This is a genomic window from Micrococcus sp. (assembly GCF_030523875.1).
Lineage (GTDB): Bacteria > Actinomycetota > Actinomycetes > Actinomycetales > Micrococcaceae > Micrococcus.
Window position 1 is genome coordinate 7,875 of sequence record NZ_JAUNHR010000023.1, and the last position, 12,187, is coordinate 20,061.

Annotated in this window: 8 protein-coding genes; 7 read left to right on the top strand and 1 reads right to left on the bottom strand. The window is 74.3% G+C overall.

From position 1 onward, the window contains the following. The first annotated feature begins 320 nt into the window (after positions 1 to 320). From Q4D18_RS04740 to ndk, 6 genes are all read left to right on the top strand, one after another. Complete coding sequence (locus Q4D18_RS04740) at positions 321 to 953, top strand: TIGR03085 family metal-binding protein (RefSeq protein WP_303126235.1); 633 nt, start codon at positions 321 to 323, stop codon at positions 951 to 953. A gap of 270 nt (positions 954 to 1,223) precedes the next feature. Beyond that, positions 1,224 to 2,267: a hypothetical protein gene (locus Q4D18_RS04745; RefSeq protein ID WP_303126236.1), complete on the top strand. Its 1,044-nt coding sequence runs from the start codon at positions 1,224 to 1,226 to the stop codon at positions 2,265 to 2,267. A 353-nt stretch (positions 2,268 to 2,620) separates the two neighbouring features. After that, complete coding sequence (gene ileS / locus Q4D18_RS04750) at positions 2,621 to 6,037, top strand: isoleucine--tRNA ligase (protein WP_303126237.1); 3,417 nt, start codon at positions 2,621 to 2,623, stop codon at positions 6,035 to 6,037. Next, positions 6,034 to 7,593, top strand: a complete 1,560-nt coding sequence (locus Q4D18_RS04755; RefSeq protein WP_303126238.1) for a folylpolyglutamate synthase/dihydrofolate synthase family protein — start codon at positions 6,034 to 6,036, stop codon at positions 7,591 to 7,593. Before ileS ends, Q4D18_RS04755 begins: the two co-directional genes overlap by 4 nt. After that, positions 7,590 to 8,090, top strand: a complete 501-nt coding sequence (locus tag Q4D18_RS04760; RefSeq protein WP_303126239.1) for a DUF4233 domain-containing protein — start codon at positions 7,590 to 7,592, stop codon at positions 8,088 to 8,090. Before Q4D18_RS04755 ends, Q4D18_RS04760 begins: the two co-directional genes overlap by 4 nt. Before the next feature lie 65 nt (positions 8,091 to 8,155). After that, a complete protein-coding gene (gene ndk, locus Q4D18_RS04765; protein ID WP_303126241.1) occupies positions 8,156 to 8,578 on the top strand; it encodes a nucleoside-diphosphate kinase in 423 nt (140 codons plus the stop codon). A gap of 97 nt (positions 8,579 to 8,675) precedes the next feature. Here ndk and Q4D18_RS04770 read toward each other — a convergent pair whose 3' ends face one another. Then, the gene (locus Q4D18_RS04770; RefSeq protein ID WP_303126242.1) at positions 8,676 to 9,341 is read right to left on the bottom strand and encodes a vitamin K epoxide reductase family protein; all 666 of its coding nucleotides are present in this window, start codon (positions 9,339 to 9,341) and stop codon (positions 8,676 to 8,678) included. Between the two features lie 420 nt (positions 9,342 to 9,761). Between Q4D18_RS04770 and Q4D18_RS04775 the strand changes: the two genes are divergently transcribed. Beyond that, positions 9,762 to 12,187, top strand: a 2,426-nt coding sequence (locus Q4D18_RS04775; protein ID WP_303126260.1) for an Rne/Rng family ribonuclease, incomplete at its 3' end; no start/stop codon positions are given.

Genomic DNA, 12,187 nt, shown 5'->3' on the forward strand with positions numbered 1-12,187 from the left:
TCGGCCTCGGTGTGCTCATCCCCACGAGCCGCCTGCCCCGACGCGCGACGGCGCTCGCGGTCGGGGGACTGCTCGGAGGGGCCACCGCGGCGGCGAGCCTGGGGGTGAGCCTGGCGGTCGATGCGGCGACGGAGGCCTGGCTGCGACGTCGCGGGGTGAGGCGTCCGCGCCTGCTGGCCGCGGTGGTGGCGGGGGGCGTCACGGCGGCCGAGGGCTGGCACGAGACGCGGGGAGCAGGAGGCGGACGCGCCCGGGAGTCCTGCCCGGAGCCGCGTACCGGACCTCGCGCCCGCGGCCCGGTCCTGACTAGCGTGGCGGGCATGACCTTCGCCTCCGACGAACGCGCCCGCCTGGCCCAGCTCCTCCTCGACAAGGGCCCTCACGCCCCCACGCTCTGCGAGGGGTGGAGCACCCGCGACATGGCCGCGCACCTGTGGCTGCGCGAGCACCGGCCGGACGCCATGGCCGGCATGTTCGTGAAGCCCCTCCAGGGCCACCTGGACTCCCTGACCGCCCAGACCAAGGGCCGCGACTACGCCGAGCTCGTCCGCGCGTGGGCCGACGGCGCCCCCGCCCTGAACCCGATGCGCCTGGCCGACGCCCAGGTCAACGCCGTCGAGCACTTCGTGCATCTCGAGGACGTCCGCCGCGGCGAGGCCGCGCAGGGCGGCGCCGTCCCCGCCCCGCGCGAGCTCTCCGCCGCGGACCAGGAGGAGCTGTACCGCCTGGTGCGCCGCATGGCCCCGATGATGCTGCGCCGTTCTGAGGCGCCGGTGGTGCTGCAGGCACCGGGGCGCGCGCCCGTCGTCGTGAGCCGTGGTGCCGTGGCCTCCCGCCCGCCCGTGACCGTCTCCGGCGAGGCCGGCGAGCTGCTGCTGTGGGCCTACGGCCGCGAGGCCGTCCACGTGACGGTGGAGGGTGACCTCGACTCCGTCCGCCGCGCCGCCATCTGAGTCGTCCGGGCTCTCCTGATCTGAGCCGGCGAGCGCTCCGCCCTCCCGCCCTCCCTGCCGCGGCCCGCGCGGGGCGCCGGACCCCATCCAGCCCCGCGGCGACATTCCAGCGGCCCGGCCGCGCTGGAATGTCGCCCGGTGGCTGGAAAGTGTCGGCGGGCAGGCGCCGGAGAGCGCGGGGTTCCTGCACAGCCCGCCGCCGGCCCGGTCGCGTCCACAGGACCGACGCACGGACTGTCCCCCGGGGACGGGGGCCGGGAGGGTCGGGGCATGCCGATCACCGTCGAAGAACTTGCGGGGCACTCCGGCCCGCTGCTGTCCGCGGCCAAGGCCACCGAACCCGGCCTGGCCCGGTGGCTCCAGCGGGCATGGCATCGCGGCGACGTGCTCCGGGTGGCGCCCGGCGTCTACGTCGACACCCTGCACTGGGCCGGTCTGCCGGTGTGGGACCGGCACATCGTGACCGCGGCGGCCGCCTCACGGTCCCGGCCGCGGCCCCCGGTCTACACGGGACTGACGGCGGCGCTGCTGAGCGGACTTCCGGTGGCGCGGACGCCCGCAGCGCTGGCCGTACGGCGGGACGAGGGCCACCGGGGACGCGCACAGCCCTGCAGGCCGTTCGCCAGCGCGGCGGCTCATCGGCGGATGTCCACCGCCCTGCCCGGGCCGCCCGTCATCCGACCGACGCAGGCCCACCCGCCTGCCGTCTCGGACCCGGAGTGGCGGATGGCGGTGACCTCGTCCGGTCAGGTGTGGGGGCGGGTGCTGGTCGACGCGCCGGCCACCGTGGCCCTGACCCTCGCCGCGTGCCTGCCTCCCGCCGACGCCCTGCCGCCCCTCGACGGCGCCCTCCGCGCGTCGCCCCTGCTGCGCGAGGAGGTGGAGCGCGCCGCGGCCGACACGCTGCCCTCGGCCAGCACGAGCCGCCGGTTCCTGCGGACGTGGGATCTCGTGGAGCCGGACTCGGAGTCCGCCGGGGAGTCGTTGAGCAGGGCCCTGATGTGGGAGGCCGGGATCGCCCGGCCCACGGTCCAGCGGGAGCACCACGGGCCCTCGGGCGAGTTCCTGGGGCGGACGGACTTCTGGTGGGAGCGGACAGGCGTCGCGGGGGAGTTCGACGGCGCCGGCAAATACGACCTCGACCTGCACGCGGGCGAGGCCGAGCGGCGCCGGTCGATCCGCCGCGAGCAGGACCGGGAGGTGCGGCTGCGCCGGCACCTGCGCGACGTCGTCCACTGGACGTGGCGCGAGCTCGCGTCCCCGCAGACCCTGGCGGCCGTCCTCGTGCCCGGGGGTGTCCCCCTCGCGCGTTGACCCCAGCGCCGCGGCGACATTCCAGCGGCCCGGCCGCGCTGGAATGTCGCCCGGGCGCTGGGAGGCGGACCGTGCCGCCCAGCCGCTAGACTGGGCGGCACAGGCGTCGACCCGGCCATCACCGGCGAGCCTCCGGAAGAACGGGCGTCCTCCGCGCCCCGGCCCGCGGGCCGTCGGCGGAGCGTCCCACTAGACCCGGACGGGCAGGCCCGTCACAGCCCTCACGAAGCGGTCGACGCCGCGCCGGACCCCGGCACGACGGCGGCAAGCAAGGTGGTACCGCGCCGCCGCAGGCCCCCACGGCCCCGGCTGCGTCCTTGCACGGAACGCCCCCTGGACCGCAAAGGACCTCCGTGTACCCCCTCGCCTCGTCCGACCCCTCCCATAGCACGCCCGCCTCGCCGCGCCTGCCCGAGCTCGAGGAGCGCGTGCTGCGCTACTGGGCTGAGGACGGCACCTTCCAGGCCTCGATCGACGCCCGTCCCGCCGAGAACCCGGACGGCTCGCAGAACGAGTTCGTCTTCTACGACGGCCCGCCCTTCGCCAATGGCCTGCCGCACTACGGACACCTGCTCACGGGCTACGTCAAGGACCTCGTGGCCCGCTACCAGACGCAGCAGGGCCGCCGCGTGGAGCGCCGCTTCGGCTGGGACACGCACGGCCTGCCCGCCGAGCTCGAGGCCATGAAGCAGCTGGGGATGACGGACAAGTCCGAGATCGAGCAGATGGGCGTCGACCGGTTCAACGACGCCTGCCGCGCCTCCGTGCTGACGTACACGGAGGAGTGGAAGGAGTACGTCACCCGCCAGGCCCGCTGGGTGGACTTCGAGAACGACTACAAGACCCTCACCCCGGACTTCATGGAGTCCGTGATCTGGGCGTTCTCCGAGCTGCACCGCAAGGGCCTGACCTACCGCGGCTTCCGCGTGCTGCCCTACTGCTGGCACGATGAGACGCCGCTGTCCAACCACGAGCTGCGCATGGACGATGACGTCTACAAGGTGCGTCAGGACCCCTCGGTCACGGTGTCCTTCCCGATCCTCGGCCTGCCCGAGGACCCGGCCCTCGTGCCCGACGGCGGCGCGGACGCCGAGCTGGCCGCGCACCTGGCCGGCGTGCACGTGCTGGCCTGGACCACCACCCCCTGGACCCTGCCGACCAACGCGGCCCTCGCCGTCGGGCCGGAGATCGAGTACGCCCTCGTCCCCGCCGGTCCGGAGGGCGCCACGGTCCCGGACGCCGAGCGCTTCCTGCTGGCGCGGGACCTCGTGGGCGCCCACGCCAAGGAGCTGGGCTACGCCGACGCCGACGCCGCCCGTGCGGCCGTCACGGAGACGATCCCCGGCGCGCGCCTGGGCGGGCTGCGCTACGAGCCGCTGTTCACGGACCTGTTCGAGGCGCACGCGGGGGAGACGTTCGCCGTCGGCGCCCGCACCCTGACCCTGGAGGGCGTCCACCGGATCCTCGTGGACGAGTACGTCTCCACCGAGGGCGGCACGGGCGTGGTCCACCAGGCGCCGGCCTACGGCGAGGACGACCAGCGCGTCTGCGAGGCCGCCGGGATCCCCGTGCTGCTGTCCGTGGACGAGGGCGCCCGCTTCCTGCCGCTGTTCGCGAGAAACGGCCTGGGCCGCGGCGACCTCAAGGACATCGCCGGTGTGCAGGCCTTCGAGGCCAACACCACGATCGTCCGCGCCCTGCGCGCGCTGGGCCGCGTGGCCCGCGAGGCCTCCTACGAGCACTCCTACCCGCACTGCTGGCGCTGCCGCACGCCCCTGATCTACCGGGCCATCACCTCCTGGTACGTCGCGGTCACGAAGGTCAAGGACCGCATGCTGGAGCTGAACGAGGAGATCACCTGGATCCCCGGCAACGTGAAGCACGGCCAGTTCGGCACGTGGGTGGCCAACGCCCGCGACTGGTCCATCTCCCGCAACCGCTACTGGGGCTCGCCCATCCCGGTGTGGGAGTCGGACCACCCGGACTTCCCGCGCCAGGAGGTGTACGGCTCGCTCGCCGAGATCGAGGAGGCCTTCGGCCGCCTGCCGCGCAACGCCGAGGGCGAGGTGGACCTGCACCGCCCGTGGATCGACGACCTCACCCGCCCGCACCCGGACCCCGAGGCCGCAGCGGCGGGCGCGACCATGCGCCGCGTGGAGGACGTCCTGGACGTCTGGTTCGACTCCGGCTCCATGCCCTACGCCCAGGTGCACTACCCCTTCGAGCGCGCCGACTGGTTCCCCACGCACAACCCGGCGGACTTCATCGTGGAGTACATCGGCCAGACGCGCGGCTGGTTCTACACCATGCACATCCTCGCCACGGCGCTCTTCGACCGCCCGGCCTTCTCCAACGTGATCTCCCACGGCATCGTGCTCGGCTCGGACGGGCAGAAGATGTCCAAGTCCCTGCGCAACTACCCGGACGTCACCGAGGTCCTGGACCGGGACGGCTCGGACGCCATGCGCTGGTTCCTGATGGCCAGCCCCATCCTCCGCGGCGGCAACCTGATCGTCACGGAGGAGGGCATCCGCGAGGCCGCCCGCCAGGTGATCCTGCCGGCCTGGAACGCGTGGCACTTCTTCTCCCTGTACGCCAACACCGCGCACGACGGCGGCGCGCGCCCCGGGGGGTACCGCGCCCAGGCACGGCACGCCTCCGATGACCCGCTGGATCAGTACGTCCTGGCCGCCACCGGGCGCATGCTGCGCGAGGTCAAGACGGCCCTGGACGCCTACGAGGTCTCGGACGCCACGGACGCCCTGCGCGCGTTCATGGACACCCTCACCAACTGGTACATCCGGCGCTCGCGCGAGCGGTTCTTCGCCGAGGACGCCGTGGCCATGGACGTGCTGTGGACGGTGCTCGAGGCGTTCACGCGCGCCGCGGCCCCCCTCATGCCGCTCGTGGCCGAGGAGATCTGGCGCGGCCTCACCGGCGGGCGCTCGGTGCACCTGACCGACTACCCGGACGCCGACCTGTTCCCCCACGGCCCCGAGGCGGAGACGCTCGTGGCCCGCATGGACGCGGTGCGCCGCATCAGCTCCGCCGGCTCGGCCCTGCGCAAGGGCGCCAAGCGCCGCGTGCGCCTGCCGCTGGCGGCGATGTCCGTCGTCGTCCCGGACGCCGCGTCCCTCGAGGGCACGTACGCGCGGATCGTTGCGGACGAGCTCAACCTCAAGGAGGTGCGGCTCGTGGAGCTCACGGACGAGGCGATCGCGGAGTACGGCATCGGCACCGAGCTGAAGCTGAACTTCCGCGCCCTCGGCAAGGCGTTCGGCAAGCAGGTCCCGATGGTCAAGAAGGCCGTGGACGCCGGCGCCTACGCCGAGGCCGAGGACGGCCTGGCCGTGACGCTCGCCGACGGGGGGACCGTGACCCTGGACCCCGAGCTGTACGAGCTGCGCACCGTCTCCACCGGCGCCCCCGAGGGCACCGCCGTGGGCGTGCTGCCCGGCGCCGGCTTCCTGGTCCTCGAGACCGAGGTCTCCGCCGAGCTGGCCGCCGAGGGCACCGCGCGCGACGTGGTGCGCGCCGTGCAGGCGGCCCGCAAGGACGCCGGCCTGGACGTCTCGGACCGGGTCCGCACGCGCATCAAGGGCCCGGGCGCCGTCGTCGCCGCCCTCGAGGTGCACCGTGACCTCGTGGCGGAGGAGACCCTGACCGTGGACCTCGAGCTCGTGGACTCCGGCGCGGCGGACCCGCGCACGGACCCGGCGGAGGACGCCATGCGGACCGTGACCGTGACCGTGACGAGGGCCGAGGCGTGAGCGGGCCCGTGAGCGCCCCGGGCGCCGGCGGGGCCCCCGCCACCGTGGCCGACGTGTACGCGGACCTGCTGGCCCGTGCCCCGGAGAACCGGATGGAGCCGCGCATGGAGCCGATGCGGCGGGTCCTGGCGCTGCTCGGCGACCCGCAGCACGCCGCCCCGGTGATCCACCTCACCGGCACCAACGGGAAGACCTCCACGGCCCGGATGATCGAGGCGGTGCTGCGCGCGTACGGCCTGCGCACCGGCCGCTACACCTCGCCGCACCTGCGCTCGGTGACCGAGCGCATCAGCATCGACGGCGCCCCCGTGGCGGACGAGACGTTCGTGCGCATCTGGGGCGAGATCCTGCCCATGGTGCAGGTCGTCGACGCCGAGCTCGAGGCCGCCGGGGAGCCGCGCCTGACGTACTTCGAGGCGGTGACCACGCTGGGCTTCGCCGTCTTCGCGGACGAGCCGGTCGAGGTCGTCGTGCTCGAGGTGGGCCTGGGCGGGATCACGGACGCCACCAACGTGGCCGACGGCGCGGTCTCCGTGGTCACCCCCATCTCCCTGGACCACACGGACCTCCTGGGGGAGACCGAGGCGGAGATCGCCGAGGAGAAGGCAGGGATCGTCAAGCCCGGCGGCTTCCTCGTCTCCGCCGCGCAGGACGCGGACGCGGCCCAGGTGCTCCTGGACGCGGCCCGCGCCGCGGATGTCCCCTTCCGCTTCGAGGGCGTGGAGTTCGGCGTGGCGGACCGGCGTCTGGCCGTCGGCGGCCAGCAGGTCGACGTGCGCGGCCTCGCCGCCGACTACCCCGGCCTGTTCCTGCCGCTGCACGGCGCCCACCAGGCCGAGAACCTGGCCGTGGCCGTCGCGGCCCTCGAGGCGTTCCTCGGCGGCGGCGCCCGTCCCCTGGACGAGGAGCTGCTCCGCGAGGGCCTGGCGCAGGTCACCTCGCCTGGACGGCTCGAGGTGCTGCGCACCGCTCCCACCGTGATCGTGGACGCCGCCCACAACCCCGAGGGCGTCCGCGTCACCGCGCGCGCCGTCCAGGAGGCATTCGGCTTCACCCGCCTGGTGCTCGTGGTCGGCGTGCTCCAGGAGAAGGACGCCCGCACCATGCTCGAGGTCCTCTACCGGGAGTTCGGCGACGACGTCGAGGACGTGGCCCTCACACAGTCGGCCTCGCCGCGGGCGATCCCCGCCGGGGACCTCGCCGCGCTCGCGGTGGACGCCGGCTGGGGCGAGGACGACGTCTTCGCCACCGAGTCCGTCCCCGACGCCCTCGAGTGGGCGGTCGGCCGCGCGGAGGCCGTGGAGACCAGCGCCGACGCGCTGGCCTCGGGCACGGGCGGCGGTGTGCTCGTCCTCGGCTCCATCACCCTGGCCGCCGAGGTCCGGGACCTGCTGGGGGAGCCGGCCCACGCCGGGCCCGTCACCGTGGCCGCCCGCGGCCTCGACCCCGAGGACCTGCTGGCCGCCGTCGGCCTGGCGGACGAGGACGACGACGCCGTGGACCCCGAAGTCCTTGAGCTGCTGGACGACCACGACCCCGGAGAGGACCGCCGATGAGCACCCCGCAGCACGACCCCCGCGAGGACGCCGCGCCCGGCTTCGGCCGCGAGGACTGGCGCCCGGCCCGCGAGACCCGCGCCCAGCGGGCATGGCGGCCGGGCCAGCGCAGGCGCGCCCGCTCCGTGCGGGCCATGTTCACCTCCACCGTCCTGTGCCTCGAGGCGGTGCTGCTGTTCTTCCTGGGCATGACGCTGTTCGGCCTGAACCGGGCGGAGCCCCACGCCCCCTGGATCGTGGTGGGGTTCTCCGCCCTGGCCGTGGTGGCCGTCCTGACCTGCGCCCTCGTGCGCCGGCCCGTGGGCATCGCGATCGGCTGGGCGATCCAGGCCGTGCTCGTGGCGTCCGGGCTGTGGGAGTACTCGATGTTCCTGATCGGTCCGCTCTTCGCCCTGACCTGGTGGTACGCCGTGACCAAGGGCGGACAGATCGACCGGGAGGTCGCCGAGCGCGCCCGCGCCCAGGAGGAGTGGGAGGCGGCGCACCCCGAGGGCTGAGCAGTTCCGCGTGGCGCACTAGGGTGGTCGGAGCAGGACCGCCCCACCACAAGGAGAGATGCGTCGTGACCCAGCACCCCGAAGAGACCCTCGTCCTCGTCAAGCCGGACGGCGTGCAGCGCCGCCTGACCGGCGAGATCATCGCCCGGATCGAGCGCAAGGGCTACGAGATCGTGGACCTGCGCATGTTCACCCCGTCGCGCGACCTGCTGGTCAAGCACTACGAGGAGCACGAGGGCAAGCCGTTCTTCGAGCCGCTCGTGGAGTTCATGGGCTCCGGCCCCGTCGTGGCCCTGCGCGTCGTCGGCTCCCGCGTGGTCGAGGGCTTCCGCTCCCTCGCCGGGTCCACCGAGCCCACCACCGCCGCCCCCGGCACCATCCGCGGCGACTTCGGCCGGGACTGGGGCGAGGGCGTGCAGAAGAACCTGGTGCACGGCTCCGACTCGACGCTCTCCGCCGAGCGCGAGCTCCAGCTCTGGTTCGGCTGAGCCAGGACCCCTCATCTCCCGGCACCGCGCCGGGAGGACGACGGCGACCCCCGAGATCTCTCGGGGGCCGCCGTCGTCGTGGGGGAGGGAGGAGGGCTCAGCCGAGGCCGATGACCCCCAGGCCCCGCGCGAGCAGGATGGAGGCGAAGACCCCGACGCACAGCAGGACGATCGCGGGCCAGGCGAGGTCCCGGGCGAGGGAGGCCGCCCGCGGTCCGGCGGGCAGCGCACCCGTCTGCAGGTTGCGGGAGGTGACCAGCACGGTCTGCACGATCACCATGGCCCACACGATCATGCAGTAGAGGCACAGGGTGCCGATCTGGTAGACGGCCGCGTACCAGAGCCACCCGGCGAAGGCGAGGCCCGCCACGATCCCCAGGTTCATCAGGAGCCAGTACCAGCGCGCGAACCGCGCGCCGGCCAGCAGGGACACGCCCACGGTGATCAGCGAGGCGAACGCGACGAGGCCGATGTAGGGGTTCGGGAAGCCGAACGTCATGGCCTGCCAGGACTGCATCACACGGCCGCAGGAGAGCCACGGGTTGATGTCGCAGCTGGTCACGTAGCCCGGGTTCTCGGTCAGGATCGAGCGCTCGATGATGATGATGATCGTGGCGGCCATCGCGATCAGCGAGGTGACGAGCAGCATCAGGCCCGTCCCGACTGGCCGGGCGGTGAAGGACAGGTCCTGCCCTGGACCGCGGCCGGCGGAGGCGCCGTCGGTGTCGTGGGCGGGCACGGTCCGGGTGTCGGTGGCATCCATGGCTGCAGTCTAGGACCGCGGTCCCGGGGCCGCCGGTCACGCCCCGGGCGGGGGCGGGTGTGAGAGAATCGGCCTCGGCTGAGCCGCGCCCACACCGCGGCCCCGCCCGCTGCGCGCCCGACGGAGGCCGCCGCCGACGCGACCGACCGGGCACGGGCCCGGAAGGCGCCGGGCCCGGAGACCCCGGGCCGGCCCGGACGCTGATCGGCGAGGATCCGATGAGCCGGCCCGACACGGCGTGTCGCAGCGGTTCCGCGCGGCCGCCCCTGGGGCGGCCCCGGTTCACCCGAGGACTTTCCCGGAGCCCGTCTCCCGGCGCACCCCGGACGCTCGCCGTCCGTGGGGCAACGCGGCCGGCGGCGGGCACGAGTCGCCGGACGGTCGGCGGTGTGGGCCGGCCGGTCGGCGGGAGGTGCTGCCATGGCGGCCGAGAAGAAGGACGAGAAGACCACGACGGCGTCCCAGGACGCGGCGACGACCGAGGAGTCGCTCCGCCCCGGGGCGGACGCCCCCGACCAGACCGCGGCCGACGTCGCGGAGGCCCGCGGCGAGGCCGACGACCCGGCCGAGGTCGAGGACGAGGGCGCCGAGCAGGGCGCCGCCCCTGAGGCGGAGGAGGCCGACGAGGACCCCCAGGAGGCCGGCCCCGGCGGCCTGCGGTTCGACCCCGCGGACCCGTTCGCCGTCCCGGAGGAGGTCCTCACCCTGCTGCAGTCCGAGACCGCATCCTCGCGGCGCCGGTCCCGCCGGGCCGCCGAGCCCGAGGACTCCGAGGCCGAGGACGCCCGTGACGGCGAGGACGAGACGGACGAGGACCGCCCCGCCGTCTCCCGGCGCCGTCGCCGTCGCCGTCGCGGCGCGGTGGACATGGAGCTGGCCGGCGGGGAGGACGGGGACCCGGAGGGCACCGTCATCCGCGTGCGCGCCCCGCGCCAGTCGCTGAGCACCGGCCCGGAGGCGGTGCAGGGCGTCAAGGGCTCCACCCGTCTGGAGGCCAAGCGCCAGCGCCGCCGGGACTCCCGCTCCGGCGGGCGCCGGCGCACCGTGATCACCGAGGCCGAGTTCCTGGCCCGCCGCGAGTCCGTGGACCGCAAGATGCTGGTGCGCCAGCGGGACCAGCGGATCCAGATCGCGGTGCTGGAGGACGGCGTGCTTGCCGAGCACTTCGTCTCGCACACCACCCAGGACTCCATGATCGGCAACGTGTACGTGGGCAAGGTGCAGAACGTGCTGCCCTCCATGGAGGCCGCGTTCGTGGACATCGGCCGCGGCCGCAACGCCGTGCTGTACGCCGGCGAGGTGGACTGGGACTCCGCCCAGCTGGACGGCAAGGCCAAGAAGATCGAGAACGCCCTGAAGTCCGGGGACACCGTCCTGGTGCAGGTCACCAAGGACCCGGTGGGCCACAAGGGCGCCCGCCTGACCAGCCAGATCTCCCTGCCGGGCCGGTATCTCGTGTACGTCCCCGGCGGGTCCATGACGGGCATCTCCCGCAAGCTGCCCGACGTCGAGCGCGCCCGGCTGAAGCGGATCCTCAAGGACCACCTGCCCCAGGACGCCGGCGTGATCGTGCGGACCGCGGCCGAGGGCACCTCGGAGCAGGAGCTGCAGAACGACATCAACCGGCTGCGCGTGCAGTGGGAGGGCATCCAGGAGCGGGCCGGCTCCACCAAGACGCTCGCCCCCGAGCTGCTCTACGCCGAGCCGGACCTGACCATCAAGACCGTCCGCGACGTCTTCAACGAGGACTTCTCCGCCATGCTCGTGCAGGGCGAGGACACGTGGGACAACATCGAGGCCTACGTCACGTACGTGGCCCCCCACCTGCTGGACCGCCTGCACCACTGGGTGCCGGAGGACCACGACGGCGAGGACCTGTACGCCACGCACCGCGTGGACGAGCAGCTGCACAAGGCGCTCGAGCGCAAGGTGTACCTGCCCTCCGGCGGCTCTCTGGTGATCGACCGGACCGAGGCGATGACCGTCGTCGACGTCAACACCGGCAAGTTCACCGGCTCGGGCGGCAACCTCGAGGAGACCGTCACCAAGAACAACCTCGAGGCCGCGGAGGAGATCGTCCGCCAGCTGCGCCTGCGGGACATCGGCGGCATCATCGTCATCGACTTCATCGACATGGTGCTGGAGTCCAACCGGGACCTCGTGCTGCGCCGCCTCGTGGAGTGCCTGGGCCGGGACCGGACGAAGCACCAGGTGGCCGAGGTGACCTCGCTGGGCCTGGTGCAGATGACGCGCAAGCGCATGGGCACCGGCCTGGTGGAGGTGTTCTCCGAGGTCTGCGAGCACTGCGCCGGCCGCGGCATCCTCATCCAGGACACCCCCGTGGAGCGCTCCAAGTGGGCCGCCGAGCCCCGGGGCGAGGCCGAGGGCCGACGCCGGGGCAAGCGCCGCAAGGGTGCCTCCGACGGCGACGCCGGCGCCTCCGCCGAGGGCACGCCCGAGGAGACCGCAGAGGAGGAGCGGCAGCGCGCCGAGCGCGCGGCGGCCGCGCGCACCGCGCTCATGTCGATCGCCAAGGCCTCGGGCAAGGCCGCCGACGAGCCCGTCGAGCCGGGCGCGGCGGACCGTCCGGAGGAGGCCGCGGTCGAGGCGGTGCCCGCCGCCGAGGAGGAGTCGGAGGCGTCGCGGTCCGCCGGGCCGGAGGACGGTCCCGCGGAGCAGGACGAGTCGGGTGAGACCGGCGGTCGGCGCCGCAAGCGCCGCGGCCGCCGCCGCGGGCGCGGCCGGGCCGCCGAGGAGACGGGCCAGGACGCCGGGCCGGACCGGGCCGAGCCGTCCGAGGCCGAGGGCGACCGGGACGCGGACGCCTCCGTCGAGGACGCCGCACC